The 22,934-nt window shown below is 34.3% G+C and carries 19 protein-coding genes and 1 riboswitch; of the genes, 2 read left to right on the plus strand and 17 right to left on the minus strand.

Features of this window, described 5'->3' with window-relative positions; translation table 11 throughout:
• Positions 1–18: 18 nt before the first annotated feature.
• Positions 19–594 (minus strand): hypothetical protein, encoded by a 576-nt coding sequence (locus F7O84_RS09690; RefSeq protein WP_151144384.1) that lies wholly within the window; start codon positions 592–594, stop codon positions 19–21.
• Positions 595–694: 100 nt separating this feature from the next.
• On the opposite strand from F7O84_RS09690, the gene F7O84_RS09695 reads away from it, so the two are divergent.
• Complete coding sequence (locus F7O84_RS09695; RefSeq protein ID WP_151144385.1) at positions 695–1,702, plus strand: glycoside hydrolase family 5 protein; 1,008 nt, start codon at positions 695–697, stop codon at positions 1,700–1,702.
• A gap of 4 nt (positions 1,703–1,706) precedes the next feature.
• On the opposite strand, the gene F7O84_RS09700 is transcribed toward F7O84_RS09695, so the two are convergent.
• The 16 genes from F7O84_RS09700 to F7O84_RS09775 all read right to left on the minus strand — a co-directional run bounded on the left by F7O84_RS09700 (position 1,707) and on the right by F7O84_RS09775 (position 21,188).
• Complete coding sequence (locus tag F7O84_RS09700) at positions 1,707–2,930, minus strand: alginate O-acetyltransferase AlgX-related protein (RefSeq protein ID WP_151144386.1); 1,224 nt, start codon at positions 2,928–2,930, stop codon at positions 1,707–1,709.
• Positions 2,931–2,944: 14 nt separating this feature from the next.
• Positions 2,945–4,429 (minus strand): MBOAT family O-acyltransferase, encoded by a 1,485-nt coding sequence (locus tag F7O84_RS09705; protein ID WP_151144387.1) that lies wholly within the window; start codon positions 4,427–4,429, stop codon positions 2,945–2,947.
• Positions 4,426–5,589 (minus strand): hypothetical protein, encoded by a 1,164-nt coding sequence (locus tag F7O84_RS09710; RefSeq protein WP_151144388.1) that lies wholly within the window; start codon positions 5,587–5,589, stop codon positions 4,426–4,428. Before F7O84_RS09710 ends, F7O84_RS09705 begins: the two co-directional genes overlap by 4 nt.
• 32 nt (positions 5,590–5,621) lie before the next feature.
• Positions 5,622–7,901: a glycosyltransferase family 2 protein gene (locus F7O84_RS09715; protein ID WP_151144389.1), complete on the minus strand. Its 2,280-nt coding sequence runs from the start codon at positions 7,899–7,901 to the stop codon at positions 5,622–5,624.
• A gap of 79 nt (positions 7,902–7,980) precedes the next feature.
• Positions 7,981–8,068, minus strand: a riboswitch (cyclic di-GMP riboswitch).
• A gap of 165 nt (positions 8,069–8,233) precedes the next feature.
• Positions 8,234–9,568 (minus strand): NADP-specific glutamate dehydrogenase, encoded by a 1,335-nt coding sequence (gdhA, locus tag F7O84_RS09720; RefSeq protein WP_151144390.1) that lies wholly within the window; start codon positions 9,566–9,568, stop codon positions 8,234–8,236.
• Positions 9,569–9,803: 235 nt separating this feature from the next.
• Positions 9,804–11,147 carry a LysM peptidoglycan-binding domain-containing protein gene (locus F7O84_RS09725; RefSeq protein ID WP_151144392.1) on the minus strand — a complete coding sequence of 448 codons (1,344 nt, stop codon included), beginning with the start codon at positions 11,145–11,147 and terminating at the stop codon, positions 9,804–9,806.
• A 15-nt stretch (positions 11,148–11,162) separates the two neighbouring features.
• Positions 11,163–13,034, minus strand: coding sequence for a heavy metal translocating P-type ATPase (locus F7O84_RS09730; protein WP_151144394.1), 1,872 nt, complete (start codon positions 13,032–13,034; stop codon positions 11,163–11,165).
• A 125-nt stretch (positions 13,035–13,159) separates the two neighbouring features.
• Entirely contained in the window at positions 13,160–13,435 is a 276-nt protein-coding gene (locus tag F7O84_RS09735; RefSeq protein ID WP_151144396.1) for a metal-sensing transcriptional repressor, read from the minus strand.
• A gap of 13 nt (positions 13,436–13,448) precedes the next feature.
• Positions 13,449–15,245 (minus strand): oligoendopeptidase F, encoded by a 1,797-nt coding sequence (pepF, locus tag F7O84_RS09740; protein WP_151144398.1) that lies wholly within the window; start codon positions 15,243–15,245, stop codon positions 13,449–13,451.
• 15 nt (positions 15,246–15,260) lie between these two features.
• Positions 15,261–15,536 carry a TfoX/Sxy family protein gene (locus tag F7O84_RS09745; RefSeq protein ID WP_151144400.1) on the minus strand — a complete coding sequence of 92 codons (276 nt, stop codon included), beginning with the start codon at positions 15,534–15,536 and terminating at the stop codon, positions 15,261–15,263.
• A gap of 133 nt (positions 15,537–15,669) precedes the next feature.
• On the minus strand, positions 15,670–16,038 hold the full coding sequence (locus tag F7O84_RS09750; RefSeq protein ID WP_151144402.1) for a metal-dependent transcriptional regulator: 369 nt from the start codon (positions 16,036–16,038) through the stop codon (positions 15,670–15,672).
• A gap of 168 nt (positions 16,039–16,206) precedes the next feature.
• Positions 16,207–17,409: a DUF438 domain-containing protein gene (locus tag F7O84_RS09755; RefSeq protein ID WP_151144405.1), complete on the minus strand. Its 1,203-nt coding sequence runs from the start codon at positions 17,407–17,409 to the stop codon at positions 16,207–16,209.
• Positions 17,410–17,622: 213 nt separating this feature from the next.
• Positions 17,623–18,969, minus strand: a complete 1,347-nt coding sequence (locus F7O84_RS09760) for a hemolysin family protein (protein ID WP_151144407.1) — start codon at positions 18,967–18,969, stop codon at positions 17,623–17,625.
• Positions 18,970–19,061: 92 nt separating this feature from the next.
• Positions 19,062–19,889, minus strand: coding sequence for an ATP-dependent sacrificial sulfur transferase LarE (gene larE, locus F7O84_RS09765; RefSeq protein ID WP_151144409.1), 828 nt, complete (start codon positions 19,887–19,889; stop codon positions 19,062–19,064).
• 166 nt (positions 19,890–20,055) lie between these two features.
• Entirely contained in the window at positions 20,056–20,517 is a 462-nt protein-coding gene (locus F7O84_RS09770) for a cupin domain-containing protein (protein WP_192451711.1), read from the minus strand.
• 62 nt (positions 20,518–20,579) lie between these two features.
• Positions 20,580–21,188 (minus strand): LysE family translocator, encoded by a 609-nt coding sequence (locus F7O84_RS09775; protein ID WP_192451712.1) that lies wholly within the window; start codon positions 21,186–21,188, stop codon positions 20,580–20,582.
• Positions 21,189–21,302: 114 nt separating this feature from the next.
• Between F7O84_RS09775 and pdxR the strand changes: the two genes are divergently transcribed.
• Positions 21,303–22,724, plus strand: a complete 1,422-nt coding sequence (gene pdxR, locus F7O84_RS09780; RefSeq protein ID WP_151144413.1) for a MocR-like pyridoxine biosynthesis transcription factor PdxR — start codon at positions 21,303–21,305, stop codon at positions 22,722–22,724.
• The last annotated feature ends 210 nt before the right edge of the window (positions 22,725–22,934 follow it).

Here is a 22,934-nt window from a genome sequence, read left to right on the forward strand (position 1 = left end):
AATCCTCATTTCTTTCATCTATTCCTTATTTTTATATAAATCGATTAGCAAATCATTGCTATATTCAAGTTTAGCCATAAGTTTTTGCTTTTCAAGCTCTAGTTGCTCTACTTTTTCTTTTAACTGTTTTAAGTCCTCTGTTTCTAATTCTTTGTCAGGTACAATATTTTTATGTATCGTACTTATAGCTTCATCATTTTCTTTTTGCAGTTCTTTGGTTGCAGCTACACAAGAAACTGCTTCCTCTGGGTAGATTTTTAAATCTACTTTCTTTGTTTGATAAATAGGCTTTGGATCTGGTAACATAAGTAACTGATTATCCTTATCTAGCAAATAGCTACCTTGTGGTAATTCCATCTGTTTTCTTATCTCTACCTCTTGTATCTCTTTCGGCTGTGTTGGAAATGGAATAGGAGCTGTATCTTTTGTATTCTCTTTTAATCTTTTATTTTCTTTGATTAAACATGTAACTTGATCTTCTAATTGTTTTATCTTACTTTCTTTTTCTTCCAATATTTCATCTATGTATTGAATCACATCACTCTTTTTATATCCGCCAAAAAGAGAATTTTTTAAAATGGTTTCTTCACTCATTTTATCTCCTCGCTTTCCTCTATTGTTTCTTTGAATCTTTTTCGTTATAATACTAGTAATTTATTATAATTTTATAAAAGACTTGTTATGGGAGGTTTCTATGAAACGTATATTCCTTTTATTATTCATTATTTTAACTATTTTCTTTGTAATTGGCTGTCAAGCCAAAGAGCCAATAACTGCACCCAATCTATCAAAATGTATAAATCTTGGTAATAGCCTAGAAGCTCCAAAAGACCAGTCTTGGGATGTTCCAATGGATATTTCTTACTTCTCTAATATAAAAGAGGCAGGTTTTCAGACTGTACGATTACCCGTACGCTTTTCTGATTATGCGGATAAAAGTAACGACAACTATTTATTGGACGAGACCTTTATGCAGCAAATGGATGCCTATATAGACGAAGCATTAAAACAAGACCTTACTCTTATTCTTGACTTACACCACTTTACCGAACTTATGGAGAACCCACAAGGTAATAAAGATTGTCTTATCGCCATATGGAAGCAACTTGCATCCCGCTATAAAGATTATCCAAATTCTCTCGTTTTTGAGCCTTTAAACGAGCCTCAACAAAATCTAGACAGTGATACTTGGAATAGCTTATTAAAGGACTTAGTTCGCACAATTCGCTCCATTGATTCAAAGCATTTTCTTATTGTTGGAGGTGCTAACTTTAACTCCATAGACTCTCTTACCACCTTAGAGCTTCCAAAAGACGATCGTCTAATTGCTACTATACACTATTATGAACCAAATGACGTAACCTTTCAAGGAAATCCTTATCACGCAGGCTATGAAAATCTTAGCAATGTAACATGGGAGGGTTCAAGTGATGAAATTGCTTACCTAAAAAGTAGGCTAACAACTGCCAAAGATTGGGCAGATGCAAACAATGTTCCCCTCTTCTTAGGAGAATTTGGCATTAGTAACAAAGCACCGCTAGACACTCGAATCAGTTGGACCCTTGCAGTTGCCAGTGAGGCAAATGCTTTAGGGATTAGCTATGCCTACTGGGAATTTGCATCTGGATTTGGCATTTATGACCTTGAGACCTCCACTTGGAATGAAGAAATGCTTCATGCTATCTTAAATCCCGTTAAGTAGCGGCTTACTCTTTATAAAATGGAAAGAATTCTTCGGTCAAATTCTGTGGAGTATAGCTGACAAAAATATAATCAAACTGGTATTCATCAATTACTTCTTCAATATTACCTGAATAATACCTTGGGTCAATCATATATACCTTAGAACAGCCCAATGCAAAAAAAGAAGCAACAGGAACCATTAAGGAGTCTTTGATGAATAAAACCTTTGGAGCATCTGGCTCGTTAAAGTTATTCACTTCAACAAAACCTGGATTTCCATTCATATAGGTAAAATATTTATCATTGGTAGCATCATAGATATTCCCTTTACCTGAAAGTAAAGACGTAAAGGCCAGGGATTGTTCAAACCTTCCCTCTGCTTTTACATCACGTGAACCATTTTGCGCATAGTAATAAAAATTTGTTTCAAACTTTGGGTAAATAAAGGTGAAGTCTTCTACTTTGGAGTATAATTTGCCTTCTTTACGCCCCATCGATCCTATGTAAGAATCTTCATAAACAATCTGATTGTAATTCTCTAGATTCGTATACTCTCCTTTATTTGGGAAAACAAGTCCATAGTTATCTTCCAGTACCTCCACGAATTTTGTAAATGCCCAAAAGGCTGTTTCCACCTTCCAGTGATGATCACTCACATAAAAGCTATCTGGCGCAAATTCCTTTTCTTCCTTCATCAATTTTCTAAAGTCAATGGTATCAATTTCTTTCTTTTCTAATTCCTGTAAGAAATTATCTGCCGTCTCATTCGCATAATTGTATGGAATTCCTTTATCAAATTCCGTCACACCCGTCACATATTTATCAGGTGTCATAACATAGATTACCTCACTTCCAACTTTGGTAGCCGCCTTCTTTAATCGTTCCATGCGCTCAACAAGTGAAGTGACCTGATTAGGCCCTGATGTAAAATACGTATAATGAAGTGTTCCATCCTTTGCCTTTACTACTTCAAAATTATTGATTTCCTTCTTTCCTAATAGTTCTTGTATGTAACCATACCCTTCAATGTAGTAATATTTTTGATAAACTTGCTCATGAATCGTATTATCCACATCCATAATGAAAGAAGATAGATTCTCCCATTTATTTCCAGCACTTGCCAAGTAACTTACTGTATGTTCTTTCATAGTTGCATAAGCACTTCTCCAATTGAAAAAGGATAAGGTAAATAAAATTCCGATAAATAAGATTGCTGTAATCTCTTTTTTTGCAAAAAAACGTTTCAAGATGTATCCTCCTTTTAGAATTGAAAATAAATAAATGGGTTATAGCTTCCTTTAACCATATAAGCAATGCAAATGATAAATAGCAATACCATACCAATCGGATATAAGAAACTAATTACACGTACCAAAGGTACTTCCACATAGACGGAATGCTCTTTAAAAGGTGGTGTCAAATCAACGTTTTTACGGATTAAAATTCCCTTTGCCATAAATTGGTTCGCAATCGAAGCGATTGGTAGGGAAAATAAAATAGCGCCTATAAAAAAGATCCAAAATTCCTTTAGAAACATATAGGTATAGTCACTAAAGAACTCATTGCTTATAAAATTAAACATGCAAGTAAGATAACTTCCTGCCTCTTGCAAAGAATTTGCTCTAAAAATAACCCAGCCGATAATCACAACAAGCATAGCATACAAATGCCTTATAAAGCTTGGTATTTTCAATTGTTCAAATCGAAACACTTTTTCCATTGCAATAAATACAAAATTAATGATTCCCCATACTAAAAAGGTCCAATTCGCTCCATGCCAAACACCAGTTGCAATCCATACAATTGCTAAATTACGAATGAGTAAATCCTTATTGATAACCCTTGAACCGCCTAATGGAAAATACAGATAATCTCGAAACCATGTTCCAAGTGATATATGCCATCTTCTCCAAAATTCACTAATCGACTTAGAAATATACGGATAATTAAAATTACGGTCTAATTTAAATCCAAACATCAGGCCAAGCCCAACCGCCATATCCGAATATCCCGAAAAGTCAAAATAAATCTGAAAGGTATAAGCAAATGCTCCAAGCCACGCAAGGCTAATTGGTATGTTTCCCATTTTATGTATTTCAAAAATTCGGTCTACCACAATTGCCATATTATTTGCAAGTAATACCTTTTTACCAAGTCCAGTAATAAAAAAGCAAACACCTGAAGAAAATTTCTTAAAGGTTTCTCTTCTCTGCGTGATTTGAGGTGCAAAGGCTTCATATTTCATAACAGGTCCTTGTGTTAATTTGGGAAAAAAAGATAAGTATAGGGCTAAGTGAAATAAATTCTTTTGTGCCTTTGCATCTTTTTTGTAAACATCCACCACATAAGAAATTGCTTGAAAGGTAAAAAACGAAATACCAATCGGTAACGCAATTTCAATTACTTGTGTTTTCCCTCCTGTTGCGTAATATACGTTTTTACTGATAAAGGTTAAATACTTAAATACAACTAAAGTGGATAAATTAAATATAACAGCAACACTCATCCAAAATGTTGCAGCCTTTTTTCGCCCTTTTGCCTCTCCTATTAGTAGTCCGATTAAATAGTTGACTACAATTGAAATAAGTAAAAGAAGGATGTACTTAGGCTCTCCAAACGTGTAAAAGAAAAGACTGCATATCAACAGTACGATATTCTTTAATGTTCTTGAAAAGAAAAACAGATAATAAAACATTAATACAAGGGGAAGAAAATAAAATAAAAATGCTAAACTTGAAAATGTCATGGCGTCTCCTCCTCTTCCTGTTCTTCAAATATTTGATATAGTTTTTTTCGAATCATCTGATGATGCGCTTTTGCCTGGTTAAACCAGGTTGTAATTACAGCTCCAATAAAAAAGACAATCATTAATGCAAACAATCGAAACAAAAGAACAGAGTCTTTTAAACGCTGATAGGTAGAAGTTGCAATTGAAGGAACCTCTTGTGCCTTTGGTACTCCTACTGCTGCCACCTTAGCACTCACTCGTTTTAGCGATAGTGTCATATTTCCTGCATTGATGCTTTGTTTTGATTTAGCATATATTGTAACCTTTGTTGCCACACAATCGCTTTGTATCTCTAGCGCACCATTTTCTGACAACGTAATTCCCTCTATGGAATCCTCTAGGAAAAAGGTCACGTCTGTATCCATTTCATTTCCTTCTAAATCAACAACACTCGCCTTATATTTCTCAATTACAGCACCAGTATTTGGAAGTACTACCTCCTCTTCTCCCGTCAAGGTAATCAAATAATGACTCTCTTTCATGGCATCTATGCTACCAGATAAAAAGGCAAAGTTTCCAATGGAATAAGTGGCTGTTTGCTCATTCTCCATAACGGTTGTAATACCAAAGGATTGTATGTTGTTAAGTAAAACTCGCTCTCCCTTTTCATTAAAAAGTTGTGAGAATGGGACATATATGCTTCCGCTAAAACGAGCTGGTATTAGCAACGTACCATACTTGGCAGTTACTACCTGAGTATTTTTTGTTTCTTCCTCTTCTAAAATCGCATAGGATTTATCAAGCATGGTTACACTTGTCTTTGCATCAATTTTTATTGTTACATTCATCCTTAGATCAATGTCACTTTGATTTAAATACTGAAAACGAATTCCATCATAAGGCCCTAGATTACGCTTTGTATCCTCATAAATATAGATGGAATAATAATCTTCCTTTAATCCAGTTGTATCCGCTGTAACTTCTACCTGATAATTCTCACCTTTTCCACTCGTTTCTTTTGTAACACTGGCCCCATCATCCCACTCTTTAAGATTAGAGGGTGTTATACTCTTTTCTTCTTTGCTGCTTATTGCAAAAACCGTTTGTGGAAATGCCAGAAAACAAAACAGCAAAAGCATAAACCAAGACATTTTTTTTATAATTTTTTCTCTGTTCATATGTATATCAAATCTCCACTCTAACTTGTGTACTACAAGTAATTTAGTTCATCAAAGTATTCATATTTTTTTAATACATGATCTAATTTCTTATGGTATTTTGTCTTTTCATCCACGTCAATTTCACAATCGTACATCCAAGATTTTAATACAGCACGAAACTTTGTATTATGAATTAGTTCATTCTCATTTTTTATTCGATAACAACTACCGAACTTTGCATTTTTGTCCTCTAGAATGCAATCAATCTTAATACCTTGTTCCACTAAAGTAATTTCAGTTGGGATTTTAGTTCCTCTAAGGAATTGTATGGTTAAAAACTCATAATTAAAATCTCTTAGTAAAACACGATTACCCTCAATTGTTTCTACATAATTCATTAATTCCACTCTTGGAAGCTTTCTACTAAAATAATCTCTTCCACCTGTTCGTCTCCAAATATTTATCATAATGTCATCTACCGTACTTAAGCCAGCTTCGATTTCTTTTGGAAGAGAAGGTTCTCTATCATATACGATTTGCAGCATTTCCTGATTATCCTTCTCTGTAATATCAAGCATTTCAAAACCATACATCCATTTGTCCTTACGGCTCATTACATTGGCTACCCTGGCCTTAAAGCTTGTCTCATATTGATTGGTGGCTAACTTAATTATCACTTCTTCTTTTGGAGAAATCCATTCAGGAAAATTAAGTGCGACTGAGATTCCTTTTTCTGATATGTTGACGGTCTTTGTTCGTATCATACGATTACCGTATGTAATCAGACAATCCACCTCTACATCAAAGCGTTCAAACTGTCTATGAGGCTGTCTTCCAAACATGAAAAACAAAGCCATCAATAAATTAAATAAATTCACCAAAAGCCAAAACATAATAACGACATACATAGGTGTTCCCATTCGAAACGTTTCAATCACACACTTGGTTAACCCTAGTACACTAAATCCAAGTAATACAAACAAAAGAATTGACTGCTTAAAGCGATACCATACTCCACTACCAGATAACTTTTGCTTTGAGTCTTTTTTGGTAACCACAAATTTTCTTTGTGATATACCAAAGGTTTCTAATAAAACTGCAGGTAGCAGACTAGGAAACAATATGGTTTCATAAATATTGGTCAGCCTTGTATTACGAATATTTCCTGACAAGAGCCGAAGGGTTGTGTTATTTAATAAATACATCGGTAGCCAAAATAACAATATTTCCCATAAGGTGCACTTAACCACTATGACGTTAAATACTGCATATAGAATTGGCGACATAATATAAATAAAGCGTTTGAGAGCCCCATACCAATAGGTAATGGACGTAAGGTAGCTTAACTTCTGATTGAGATTAAGTCCTTTTTGGAAAAGAATATTTACTTTTCTACCTGTTTGAATACATCCTCTCGCCCATCTTTGTCTTTGCTTAATCAGACTCTTTAAATCTTCTGGTGCCATTCCACAAGCATAGGATTCATTAATGGCATAGCATTGGTATCCTTTGCTTTGAATTACCATACCTGTTGCAAAGTCTTCTGTGATAACGCCTGTATAAAATCCACCTGCGGCTTCTAATGCCTCTCGTGATAAAATTGTATTCGTCCCACCATATATAACTGTATTGCTGGCATTACGCATAACTTGAACATCTCGATAAAAATAATCTTGTTCATTTGGAATACGATCTTCGGAATAAAGATTGTATTGAAATAAGTCTGGATTATAAAACGTTTGAGGGGTTTGTAAAAAACCAACCTTTTCTTCTCCCAAAAGATAAGGCATACAATTGGTTAAAAAGTTATGTCGTGGCATCATATCAGCATCAAAAGTAACTATATATGGAGAACTTGTTACACTTAAAGCATGATTTAAATTACCAGCCTTTGCAAACTGATGGGTATCTCTTACCAGATGAGTCACTCCCATTTTTCGTGCTAAGACGCCCATTTCCTCTCGATGTCCGTCATCACATAAGTAGATATGTACTTTTGATTTGTCTGGATAATCCATGTGCAAGCAAGCATTGATGGTTTTGTAAAGAAGTTCTGGAGGTTCGTTGTATGTGGATATAAAAACATCCACATCCGGATATTTAGAAGGCTCTATTTCAGGTCTTTTTGGTATATAGATATTCGATAGCTGACTAAAATGGACTACCATTTCAAAAAAACCTATAATTTCCACTATAAGCAGACTAATTCCACATATTGTAGAGATAATCCCATATTGAAAGGGCAAGGTGCGAAATGTTCTCCATAAAATATAGATTACTGAACTAAGAATCGTAAAGAAAACTAATAGCTTTTTAATAACTGGTTTCATCTTTTGATATCTCCCATAATTCTAATTCTATGTATCTTCATTTTTCCTAAAAAAAAGCAACTAAATACATAACTGTATTAGTTGCAACTGAACTACCATAGAAAAAACTTTTCGACAGGCTTCTAGCTTTGCGTCCTTATCTTTCGATAAGTTTGCCAAATTAAACTCTAAATTTTATTTGATTTCTCCGCTTTATTGTAACGTTTTTTTTATAAGATTTCAATTATTTTTGACCACTTTATAAATTTATAATAATTATAAACTAACTCACTTTTAAACGAATAAAAACCGAAAAGACGTTTTTATCTTCTCGGTTTCTAGTTGACTTAATATTAAATTACACCTTGAGCTAGCATAGCCTCAGCAACTTTCTTAAAGCCTGCAATATTTGCTCCTACTACATAGTTTCCTTCTACACCATATTCTTTTGCTGCTTGATCCAAATTGTGAAAAATATTAACCATAATTTGTTTTAGTTTATTATCCACTTCTTCAAATGTCCAGCTAAGTCTTTCACTATTTTGTGTCATTTCCAATGCTGATGTTGCAACACCACCTGCATTTGCTGCCTTACCTGGTGCAAACAATACACCATTTTTTTGTAAATATTCAGTCGCTTCTAATGTAGTTGGCATATTAGCACCTTCTGCAACTGCAATGCATCCATTTGCAACAAGTGCCTTCGCATCTTCTAAATCTAATTCATTTTGTGTCGCACAAGGAAGTGCTATATCACATTTTACACTCCAAACACCTTTTCCTTCATGGTATTGTGCATTTGTTTTCGTTTTTACATATTCTGTTAGTCTTTCACGTCTTACTTCTTTGATTTCCTTTAGAAGTGCAATATCAATTCCTTCTGAATCATAAACCCATCCGTTTGAATCTGATACGGTTACTACCTTTGCACCCAAACTGTTTGCCTTTTGTGCTGCGTAGATTGCAACATTACCAGAACCTGAAATAGCGATTGTTTTTCCTTTTATATCAATTCCATTGCATCGAAGCATCTCATCCGTTAGATAGAGTAATCCATATCCAGTTGCTTCTGTTCTCGCTAAAGAACCTCCATATGATAAGCCTTTACCCGTTAAAACTCCTTCGTAAACACTTTTAATTCTTTTATATTGTCCAAACATATATCCGATTTCTCTTGCTCCAGTACCAATATCTCCTGCTGGGACGTCGGTATCTGCTCCGATATATTTGTACAGTTCTGTTATAAAGCTTTGGCAAAACGCCATTACTTCTCTATCCGATTTTCCTTTTGGATCAAAATCAGAACCACCTTTTCCTCCGCCAATTGGAAGTCCAGTCAAAGAATTTTTAAAGATTTGCTCAAAACCTAGAAACTTTATGATTCCCACATTAACAGATGGATGTAAACGCAATCCTCCCTTGTATGGTCCAATTGCACTATTAAACTGAACACGATAACCAGTATTTACATGAACTTGTCCTTTGTCATCTACCCAAGGTACTCTAAATTTAATCTGTCTTTCTGGATTGCATAGTCTTTCTAAAAGTGCTTCTTTTCTGTATTGTTCCTCGTTTTGTTCAATCACCACTCTTAATGATTCCAAAACTTCTTTTACAGCCTGATGAAATTCTGCTTCACCAGGATTTTGTTTTACAATTAGTTCAATAGTCTCGTCAACATATGACATATGTATTTCCTCCTTATAAGTAAGACAATAAAGCACTAATATATCTCTACAATATCCAGTGCAGCCAATATTTTTTGCCAATGAAAATTATAACGCTTTAGCGTAACAGAGTCAATATATTATATCAATTTGTGCGTTAAATTATAGTATTTTTTGTTTATCTGATTCTATCTTGTCCAAAACATAGATAACTTATGCAAAAATAAAATGTGAGAATATACATTCTCACACCTTGTTATGGTTCTGGTAGCAGTCGCTCTATCTTACAATTAGATACTATAATGAGCCATAACTGCGGATAATAATTCATAATGTACCATAGACCTGTACCGCTTAATTTTTTTTCGATGACTAGTTTTACAATTTCATAAAGTGCTCTTGCATCTACAAACCAGACAATATTTCGGTTAATTCTGGCATCTGTTTCCATTGAATATTCGAAATGGGGCGTCTTTGATTTGTCATCAAAAGAAATAATAGATTCTGTCAAAATCGCTAACTCAATTGCAGATTCCAAAGTGACTGCATTGGCTTGTGTATATCCTAAAATATAGGGAAGTCTCCAATCATAACCAAGCAAAGGAAAACCAATGTTTACTACACTTGGAGTCACTGACTCTAGCATATAATCTAGATACGCTGTGATGGTTTTAATTGAACTAACAGGACCTGGTGGTTCATACTTTGTTCCCCAAAGAAATTTCATCAAATAGATTTCATCTACCAACTCACTGTATTCGGTATAATCGACATTTTCAAATATCGATTGATTTTCTATTGATACTACATTAGGGTCAATTGTAATAAATATAATAAATCCTTCTTTACGCAAATATGACGTAATTCTACGAAGGTAACTTATGTACAAATCTTGATTGGATGAATTTAAATAGGTAATGGTGATATTGATTCCAGAATATCCTTTTTCTTTCATAATGTTTGCCATGTTTTGCGCATGCCTATCTTGAAATTGTGTATTAATTAAAATATCATACACAATTTCTGGATTCTTTTCTCCTAAGATCGTAAGACTTGTTAATAGCATCACTGGAATGACTCCTGCTTCCTTTGCAAGCTGAATCAGCTCGGAATCATCATAAAAGGATTCGATTTCCCCGCCTTTCATTGTCTTATAGTTTAAGATAGATAAGTAGGTTAAATATGGCATTGCATTTCTTAAAATTCTCCTATCAATAAAGGGGTATGCATAAGCATTCGTTGTAATGGTAGCTTGTGTATCATAGCTTATAACTAGCGTTTCGCCTGGAATGATATAATCACGGTCGAAAAGAACAGGATTATTGCGATATAATTGCATCATTGTAATCTGTTTCTCTTTTGCAATGCTTTCTAATGTATCTCCTTCCTTCACCTCGTATGTTTCAGAAGGATAGGCAATCACTATTGTCTGACCAATTACTAGATTATTTGGATTTATGATACCATTTTCTCGAATGAGCCGATTTACTGGCACTTTATATTTATTCGCAATGGATTCGATGGTGTCACCTGCTTGAACCACATGTATTGTCATAGCCAAAACCTTTAATTTTTTTACTATATATATGAAAATAAACAATTATAAATTACTATATCATTTACTCTTCCTCCATTTTAATAATAAGGAAGAATTTATAATTACGAAAATTGAACCAGCATTATGAACCAATGCTCCCATAACTGGATTTAAAATACCTGAAACTGCTAAAATAATTGCAACAAAGTTTAGTATCATGGAAAATGCAAGATTGTATTTTATCTTTAACATCATCTTTTTGGATAACAATATTAGGTGTGGCAATTCCTTTAAATCATCATTTACCAAAGCAATGTCTGCTGCTTCAACCGCGATATCACTTCCAACTCCTCCCATGGCAATTCCTATATATGCCATTTTTAAGGCTGGAGCATCGTTGATTCCGTCTCCAATCATGCATACCTTTTTTCCCTCTTTTTGATACGTTTCAATGTAATTTAATTTATCCTCTGGAAGACAATTGGAATGAATATCCTTAATCCCAAGCAAAGTGGCAATATGGCTTGCACTACGTTCATGGTCTCCTGTTAGCAAAACAGGAACCATTCCACTTGACTTGATTTCATCTACCATTTTTATCGCTTCATCTCTAATAGTATCTGATAACACTAAGTAACCTGCAAGCTCATGGTTTAAGCTTAGATAAATAATCGTACAACCTTTCTCTAGATATTGGTCAACCTCCTTTAACACTCTATCACTAATAGCTATACTATATTCCAATAAAAGTTGTTTATTGCCAGCTAAAACAATCGTATCACCAACAATTCCAGTGACACCTCTTCCAGGTAACATCTTAAATCCTTTTACTTCTTTTTGTTCTTTTGCTTTTTCATTTTCATAACTTTCCACAATTGCTTTTCCAAGTGGATGCTCAGATCTTGCTTCCACACAAACTGCATATTCATATAACTCTTCTTTTGTGATATCTTCCTTAACACTTGATACTGCGATTACTTTTGGCTTTCCATAGGTTAAAGTACCTGTTTTATCAAATGTTATCTTAGATACCGATGCTAATCTCTCCAAAGCATCTCCTTCTCGAACCAAAAAACCGTGCTTGGTAGCGTTTCCAATGGCTGCCATGATAGCAGTTGATGTAGCAAGTACTAAAGCGCAAGGACAAAAGACAACCAAAATAGTGACTGCACGAATGATTTCCCCCGAAAAAAACCAAGTAAGCGCTGCAAAACTTAAGGCAATGATTACAATCCATGTTGCCCATTTATCTGCAATTCCCACAATTTTAGCTTTTGATGCATCTGCGGACTGAACTAAGCGAATCATTCGTTGGATGGAGCTGTCATTTCCCACCTTGGTTGCTTTCATATCAAAGGAGCCAAATTGGTTGACAGTTCCACTAAATACCTCATCCTCAACACTTTTATCAACAGGCAAGGACTCACCTGTCATAACCGCTTGATTCACAGAGGTATGTCCCTCTAGAATAATTCCATCCACAGGTATTGTTTCTCCTGGAAGTACACGAATCAAATCACCAATCATAACTTGGTCGGCTGGAATTATCTTCTCGCCTTCTTCGAAAAGCTTACGTGCTGTTTGGGGTGTTAAATTTACTAGTCTTTCTATACCGGCTCTGGCTTTGGCAACTGTCACTTCTTCTAACAATGCACCTAACTGCATAATAAATGCAATCTCACCTGCTGCAAAATGTTCTCCGATTATTACTGCCGCAACAAGTGCTATGGACACAAGTACATCTGCCTTAATATCAAATTCAGTAACTAGTCCAATGACTGCTTCAAGTATAATTGGTACACCACATAGTAAAATAGCAAACCACGCCATATCAAATGGCATAATAATCAAATCAAAAATGCTAAGTAATAATGCAAACGCAGAAAGTACCAAACAAATAATGTCTCTTTTGATACCTCCCCACTCTAATAGCGCCTCTATATGTTTCATTTCATCCTCCTTTTTATACCCATGGGGGTATATGTATATAATACGCATTGAGGATTTCTATGTCAAGAGGTTATCGTTTCCAATCACAAAAAAAGAAAGCACCTTGTGCTTTCCTTTTTTCATAATTATTTCATATTTGCAAAACGTTCCACTGCTTTGGTAAAGCTCTCAATGGTCTTATCTGGATCCCCGTGTTCAATTCCATCACGCACACAGTGCTTTATATGCCCTTCAAGTACCACTTGACCGACGCGGTGCAACGCTGACTTGGCTGCATTTATTTGGGATAAGACGTCTTCGCATGGGACATCTTCTTCTACCATTCTATCAATTGCTTGTACCTGACCAATAATTTTATTTAATCTTCTGTGCAGATTCTCCGCATCCATACATTGCTTCATAAAATGCACCTCCTTATATCGTTTCTAACAGATCTAAGAGCTCATTAAAAATTTGTATTGTATCGTTTAAAGCCTTACCTGTTGTCATATCCACACCTGCTTTTTTCAGTATGTTGATTGGATAATCACTACTTCCGCTTTTTAAGAAACCAATGTATTTTTCTATGGCTTTGTCTTCTTGATCTAGTATCATTTTTGCAAAGGAATTCGCTGCTGCATATCCAGTCGCATATTGGTATACATAAAAGTCTCTATAAAAATGAGGTATTCTTGCCCATTCCATATCAATCTCTTCATCTACTACCATTTCTGGTCCAAAATATTGTTTATTTAATGTATGCCAATAGTTGCATAAATCATCTGCTGTAAGTGAATTGCCTTGTTCTATTTGTTCATGTGTATACAATTCAAACTCTGCAAACATTAATTGACGAAATACCGTTGTTCTAATTTTTTCTAGTTGTAAATTAATCAGATATCGTTTTTTCTCTCTATCAGTTTCTTTTTCTACCAAATAATGCATAAGCAGTACTTCATTTGTTATCGACGCTACTTCAGCACAAAAAAGAGTATAATCTCCGTAAATATATGGCTGATTTTTTCTCGTATAGTAAGAATGTACTGAGTGTCCCATTTCATGAACCAGTGTTGACACATCTTCTAAACCATAAGTATAATTTAACAAAACATAAGGCATTGTATCATAGCAACCTGAGGAATACGCACCTGAACGCTTTCCTTTGTTTGGGTATTTATCAATCCAGCCGCTTTGAACTCCTTCTCTTAGAATCGCTTGGTATTCTTCTCCAAGTGGCTTTAGTCCTTCATACATAAGTGAAATCCCTTGTTCAAACTCAATATGCACTTTAGGAACATCAATGATAGGAGCATAAAGATCATACATGTGTATTTCTGAAAGATTTAACTGTTTTTTCTTGATTCTTACATAGCGATGTAAGGAGGAAAGATTCTGGTGTATCGTTTCTAATGATTTTTTATAAACTTCTACAGGTATATTATCAGGCTCTAGGGAGCTTTCTAATGCTGAATTATAATTTCGTATCTTTGATTCAAATACATAGTTTTTAACAGAGGAGGTAAGAAGTGTGGCCAATGTATTGCGATATTTGCCATAGGTTTGAAACAAAGCTCTAAATGCATCTTTTCTTACTTCTCTGTTTTTTGACGTAATATAGTTTAGATACTCACTTTCCACTAATTCAACGCGATTGCCTTCTTCGTTTTTAATCGTTGGAAAAGTCATATCAGCATTTGTTAATAGGCCAAAAACCTGAGAAGAGGCTGACAAGCAATCTGAAACCGAGGCTAAAAGCTTTTCACTGTTTTCATCTAATATATGATCTTTTCTTTTTATTATCTGTTCTAAATAAAAACGATACGGTGCAAGCTTAGGTAGTTTCTCAATTTGCTTTTCAATGGTCTCTTGGGGATAAGATAATATTTCTGGTATGAAATAGGAACTCATTGCCTCTAGTTCTGCCAAATACGTGTTAATTTTGTTCTTCATGGAAAGATAGAACTGATTGGTGGTATCTTCGTCCGAACGTAAATGCGCGTATACTGCCAACTTACTGGCAATCCTTGATAGATACTCTTCCATCTTTAAATAATCATAAAGCATATTTGCTTCACTTAATTTTCCATAGAACTTTGTGATATCAACTGCCTTTTCCCTTAATAATTGAAATTCTTTTTCCCATGCTTCATCGTCTTCATAGATTTTCTTTACATCCCATTTATCTTCACTTTTGATTTCTTCTCTAGTAAGTGGTTTTTTTATTGTCTCCATAATTTTCCCCTTCTTTCATTTTTTGTGTTCTCGGTAAAACGCTTTTAAGTCATCCTTTACTTCGTTTGAAAGCAACGTCTTTTTCATTCCTTGAATTGCTCCTTCTAATGCAAGTAAACGATGAATACATGCAGATTCATCCACTGACTGAATTTTTAGCCAAGCATTTTTGGCACCGATTCTTTTGAGTTCTTCATACGTATAGATACCCACTTTATTGAGCTGCCTTGCTACTTCGTTCCCAATATTAGGTAAATCCGATAACACATTCTTATCTAATTTTATTCCCATGACGTCACTCCTATCTTACATAATTTCTTTTTCTTATCTTATCATGTCCTATAAGAGAATCCAATCCTTTTTCTACGGAATCAAAAAGGTACATTATATGAGACAAAACGTTATTTTTTTGCTTTCTAATGGCTCACTCTTTCGGTTTCATTCTTTCTCTAATTTTTTCATAACTTTCATTACTTATGACATGTTCAATCTGGCAGGCATCCTGTTCTGCGATTTCTGCTGATACCCCTAAATCAATCAACAACTGAGTAAAAAAACGATGTCGCTCATATACTTGTCTGGCTAAATCAATTCCTATTTCCGTTAATTTTAATGCCCCATCTTTTTCCATCGTAACATAACCTTTTGTTCGAAGCATTTTAACTGCATAGCTAACACTTGGTTTTGAAAACTTCATATAGTCTGCAACGTCTACGGAATGTACACTGCTTTGATCCAATTGAAGAACCAATATTGCTTCCAAATAATCTTCTAACGATTTACCTAATATCATTTCAGACCTCCTCTTGTCTCATATCGTTTGTTTGCTTTTTTATTTTATCATCTTCATCTAATTTATGTTAGTTATTTCTAACTCTGTAGCATATCATAACACATTTTTATGATTATGGCTACTTAATATGGCAATAAGCCAGAGAGCAAATGCTGCTCTCTGGCTTATTTATTCTGATACGAGCCGTTTCTCGCCTGTTAATTGCTGTATGGAGGCTATATCTTGTGTCACTTCAAGGACACCTAAATATTCTCCCTTTTCATCGCGTACTGCATAGTAACGGATTAAAATAAATTTATCTTTCATACGTATCCAAAAATCTTCTTGATCTTTTTTGCCGCTCTTAAAGTCTTCCACAATATTTTCTACGATATGCACACTTGCTGGTGGGTGACAATTGGATACATTTCTTCCAATAATGGCCCTTGTTCTTGGGAAGGTTCTTTCTTTACCTTCTGTAAAATATTTTACTTGATCGTTTTTGTCTACAAAGGTTATGTCAAAAGGCAATGTATTTAACATACTAACCAACTCATTTAGCTGGAATTCACCTGATGGAAGTTTTATCACGCCACCTTCATATTCAGTCTTTGTCGCTTCCTTTTTTGACTCTTGTTCTTCCTTTGTTTCTGGATTCCACGTTGGAACATGGTCAATTACATATCCAAGTTCTCTACTTTCAGAGGCAATTAACTTCCACTCATCTTGTGTGAGCTGTTCAATCAACATCGGAGCCATGATTTTTTCTTCCTTAAATATCATTTCTGTCACTTTGTTTAACATATCTTCTGCCTTTGATGCAAAACTCTCATCCATCTTTTCTTGTAAGAGTAAATTCTTTACTTCTTTTATCTGGTCTCTGATTTCATCATCTACGCCCCACATAACCTTAGGCGGCGCCGTCATACCATACTTTTCCATATATGGAAAGAACAAGTTTTCTTTTCTTTCATAATGAATTGCAATTTTTTCAAGCTTATTGATACCCTCTAATAATCCTTGCTTGTTATTCTTTGCTAAGTTCGGTCTGATTTCATTTTCAATTACTTTTTCAATATAGCGATTCTCTTGCTCTAGGGTATGCACTGGATGTCCAGGAATCTTAGCTGGGTCAGTCGGCTGATGAATTTCTGCAATGGAACCTTTAAAGACAGCTGCGTGAACGTCGCATAGACGCTGCACTTCCTCTACTGGCAATCCTCCTTGAATCAATGCACTTTCCGCTTCCGTTATCTCCGTTGCAGACACTCCTTCAAAGGCATCTGCAAATTGCTGTTTTACTTCTTCTGTTGTCTTTCCTTCATGGAGTTGTTTGATAATATCTTTGATGACTTGTTGCCTCATCTGTCTGTTGTTGATAAATTCACTCATCGTATTCCTCCTTCTTCTTTAAAGGTTTAATCTTTCTTTTCATTATCTTTCCAAATTTACGAAAAAATATGAATTGTATGTATAAATTTTCTAGTTAGTGTTATCTAACTAAATGCTAACAAAATTAATTCCGTTTGTCAACTACATCATATTTTTAAAAATGGCCTCATGATAATAATCTTTGATTCTATTCATGAGGCCATCTATTTTTGTTTAATTTTCTTCTGTCGAAAGACTTTCCACTTTTATTTCTGGTAAATACATTTTGATTTTTTCAATTCGTTTATCTTTTACGCTAACCAATTCAAATACATAATCTCTATATCGAATTTTCCTAATATCTCCATCCTTTGGGATAAAACCTAATTCATCTATCATAAAACCTGAAATGGTATCATAATATTCTGAATCTATCTCTAAATGAAATTTATCATTCATCTCATCCACTGATACAAGTCCATCAATCAGATAAGTTTTATTATCTATTTCACTAATCTGAGGTCCATTTTCGTCATACTCATCTGCAATATCACCCATAACCTCTTCTACCAAATCTTCAATGGTTACAACACCTGAAAATTCACCGTATTCATTGATTAATATAGCAAAATATTTCTTTTGATGTTGCATTTCTCTAAATAATTCGTCAATATTTTTATTTTCTGGTACAAGATAAGGTTCATGCAATATTTTCCTCAAATCAATATTATCAAAACCTACTTTTTTTGCTTCACTTAAAATATCTTTTATATACAATACACCTACAATATTATCTACTTCTTCTTCGTAAACAGGTATTCTGGAATACTTCATCTCAAACAGTTCATCAAAATACTCTTCTTTGGGTTCTGAAATATCAATTGCAAAAACTTTAATTCGTGGTGTCATAATCTCTCTGGCAAGTTTGTTATCAAATTCAAAAATTGAATTGATCATATCATGTTCAATATTATTAAACACTCCTTGTTCCTTACCTTGTTCAATCATTGATTGAATTACTTCCTTGGAAACCCTTTCTTCCAGATTCTCTGCATTCATGCCAAAAAGCTTTAGTGTTATATTTGTAAAAAAGGTTAATAACTTTACAAATGGTGATGCAATCTTTGAAATAAATACAACTACGTTGATACAAATTAAGCTAAAGGTTTCTGCTTTTTGTAACGCAATCCGCTTTGGTACAAGTTCTCCATATACTAACGTAAAAAATGATAAAATTACCGTAACAAGCACAAACGATATTTGTGAGGTATAAGGTATATTTAAAAACTTCAAAGCATTTGCTAATTCTTGTGATATACCAGTTGCTGCCGAGGCACTGGCAAAAAAACCAGATAACGTAATTGCAACCTGAATCGTAGATAAAAACTTCGTTGGCTCGGTTAGTAAATTTAATATCAAACGTGCCTTCTTGTTTCCATTTTCTTCTAAGATTGCTAACTTGCTTTTATTGACAGATACCAGAGCCATTTCCGCTCCAGCAAAAAATGCATTCGTCAATGTCAATGCCACTAAGACCAATATTTGCATAGTCATATTAGTCGCGTCAGGGTCTGAGTCCATAATTTAAAAATCCTCCAATTTTGCTATTTTTGTGCAGTATTATATCACATAAATATTAAACATGCAATTATCTTTCCAATTTTTGTTATAAACTACTTCTTTGATTTTTCTTCTTCACTTAAAACTTCATTCATACTTCCTGTTCGATACCCAAGTATATCCAACGTAACATACGTAAATCCAATCTTTTTAAATTTTTCTCCAATTCGATTCATGACATCAATATCAAAAAACTGTATTCTTTCTTCTGGCGCAACTTCGATTCGTGCAATTTCATCGTGATGTCTGACTCTAACTTGTCTCATTCCCATATCCAGTAAAAACTGCTCGGCTTCTTCCACCATCTTAAGCTTTGGCGCTGTAATTGGATTCCCATATGGAAATCTTGAAGAAAGACAGGCAAAAGCTGGTTTGTTCCATGTGATTAGTCCTAATTCTTTGGATAATATTCTGATATCATCCTTTGTAAGTTTCGCTTCTTTTAATGGACTAATCACTTCTAATTCCCTCGCTGCCTGCATTCCAGGTCTATAGTCTCCCTCATCATCCATATTGGAGCCATCAAATACACTTGCCAAATTATTTTTCTTTGCAATTTCTTTAATTTTTGAAAAAAGCTCCTTTTTACAATAATAACAACGATTCGTTGGATTACTTGCAAACCCTTCAATCTCAAGCTCTTCTGATGAAATAATCTGATGATTGATGCCCATTTCTTTTGCATATTGAATCGCTTCCTTTAACTCTCTTTCAGGATATGTAGAAGAAGTTGCTGTGATTGCCATCATTTTATCACCTAGTACATCATGCGCTACCTTTATTAAAAAAGTGCTATCTACTCCACCAGAAAATGCAATGGCAGCACTCCCTCTTTTCTTTATATTTTCCTTTAATTGATTGAACTTTTCTTCTAATAACATATTTCCTCCTATATCATTAACCATAAATGGTTTGTATTTCAAATAATTTACTATCTATTATTTTACAGGAACCCTTATTAAATTACTAGATAAATTATTTCTCTTTATACAAAAAGTATGAAAATCCATTACGACTCTCATACTTTCTATTTCTTACATAAATTAATTAGTATCCTGATTGCTCAGAATCTTTTTTTGTTTGATGAATGGTTCCTCTTTTATGATGTGGAGGTGCATAAATGGAAGATAATTTTAAAGGACATTTTCCTGTGTTAATAATATTATGCCATGTGCACACTGGGACAAATACACCGTCTCCTTTTGTAAGCCTACGACTGTACCCCATATGTTCTTTACTTGGCCCCATCATTACAACTCCTTGGCCTTGCTCTACACGAATAAATTGATCTGTATCATCATGCATTTCCAGACCGATATCTCCACCAACAGGAATACACATTAATGTCATTTGTAAACATTTACCTGTCCAAAATGCAGAACGGTAGAATGAATTTTTATCTGCTTCTCTCTCGATATTAGCAGTAAATGGCTCTGGACCATAATCGGTTTTTGCAAAACGTCTCATATTTCTATTAAATTCACCATCCCCTTGACGATATTTTCTCATATACTTCTCCTTCCTTTCTCTGCTATCATAGTATGCATAAAAGAAATATATGGTGTCAGAAACTAAATACGACTTACTAATAATTGAATCGAAAAAACAATAAAAATAATTCCAGACAGTCTTGGTAACCAAGAAAGCTTTTGATTTCCCTTTTCAATGAAATAAAAAACGCTACCTGAAAGTAATGCATAAATTAAGAAAACTAAAAGGGAAATTACTAGAAATATCATGTCTAGCTGGATACTTTGCATGAGAATATTTCTTTCACTTTTATCTATGTATTGTGGTATAAAAGCAAGAAAAAAAACAGTTAGCTTAGGATTAAGAAGATTAATTAACATACCTTTTAATCCAATTTTAAGGTTTGATATTTTTTTATCTTCTTGCTCCATTTCATAAGATACCTTACCTCTTATCATTGTGATTCCAAGATATATCAAATAGATTACTCCAACAAACTTAACGCTTTGAAATACCATATCGTTTATGTTCGTTAAGAAAAACATAGTAAAAATTCCAGCAATCATATGTGGAATGATTGCAAGGGTGCAACCAACTGCGGCGTAAACACCGCTTTTCTTTCCTCTGGTAACCCCCGTAGAAATCGTATACACAAAGCCAGTTCCTGGCATCAAAATAACGATGAATGATGCAATGATAAATGAATTCATAACTTTACTCCTCCTTGTAATCCATCTTAAATGTGATATAATTTTACCATCTAAAGCGGACATATATGAGAGCCACTTTTTTAGTAATTCAACAGGACCACTTGGAGGGGTAATATGTATTTTTCATTGGAAAAAGATTCATCTATATCTTTAGCACGTCAATTGTATACAAAAATGAAGGAGTACATTTTAAACGGTATCTTAAGACCGAACGAAAAACTACCTTCTACAAGAAAATTAGCAAAGGAATTGAATGTTTCAAGAAATGTAGTTGTGGAAGCCTATGACCAGCTTATTGCGGAGGGGTATCTATATTCTATTGAAGGCTCTGGAACTTATGTCTTAGAGGGACTAAGTTATCAAAAGGTGACACTTCCTGATTCAGCGAGCAAAAGTCAGGCTGATTTATTATATCCTTCTACAAAAGACGATATCAGCTTTCGTACTGGCGTTCCTGACTTACACCTTATTCCCATTGAAAGATGGGGAAAGCTTTATAAAGAAGTAACACAGACACTGGCACCTGAGCAACTGGATTACCAGAACTCTTTTGGTATGTATGAATTACGGTTGGAATTAGCAAAATACTTACAAAGAGCACGTGGCGTTATCACGACACCTGCGCATATCATCATTACAAATGGAGCAGCACAGGCATTCCATTTATTAAAATCCATATTATCCAATCATGATTATGCCATACTAGAAAACCCTAGCAGTAAGGGACTTCAAAGTACACTAAGTGCTTATGATATTAGCTATGTTCCTATTACTCTTGATGAGAATGGGCTAGAAACAAGCAAACTCCCAAGGAATAATCCTCCCAAACTAATTTTTACGACTCCTAGTCATCAATTTCCTACAGGCAGTATTTTGCCCATTAAAAGAAGAATTGATTTAATTCGTTATGCCATAGAGCAAGATTGCTACATCGTAGAAGATGACTATGACAGTGAATTTCGTTATGAGGGCAATCCAATTCCCTCCATGCAAAGCATAGAACCAAGTCGTGTTATTTATATTGGTACATTTTCTAAAACCTTATCTCCTGCAATTAGAATGGGCTATATGGTAATACCTGATTTATACATTCCAAGTCTTACGCAAGCAAAATATTTTGCGGACATCCATTCACCGATTCTTGAACAGCTAACAATGGCAGCTTTTATTCGGGAAGGTTATTATGAAAGACATATCCAAAACATGAAAAAAGTTTATGCCAAACGAAGAACGCTCTTACTGAAACTGCTAAACGATTCTTTTAAAAATGATGTAATCATATCTGGTGCGAATGCAGGACTTCATTTAGTTGCTACCTTTAAAAATATTACATTTGATGAAGCTACCATGCAAAGATTGCAAAAACAAAGAATTTCTATATCCCCTCTTTCTGATTATTATATTTCAAACTTGATGCCTAGACAAAGCTATGATTATTCTCCTTGCCATTCTTTGATTTTTGGATATGGCAATACAAATGAACAACAGATAAAAGATGGGATTAAACTTTTCTATCTGTTTTGTCAAGCGTTATGAGATAAGTTCTTTTATAAAACACGCTTTGATATCACTTACTATTATCTTCTTTCTTTCTAAGATACGTAGTAAATTATCTAGCTTTTTTTAACAACATTCATTTTTTCTTCGTAATATACTCTCATCTTAGCACTGTGTAAACGAAACATTTTACTTCTTAAGTAGATTCCAAGTGCACCCTGCATTAAGACAATCCATGCCCTACTTACG

It is taken from the genome of Candidatus Galacturonatibacter soehngenii (assembly GCF_008830185.1).
GTDB classification, from domain to species: Bacteria; Bacillota; Clostridia; order Lachnospirales; family Lachnospiraceae; genus Lachnotalea; species Lachnotalea soehngenii.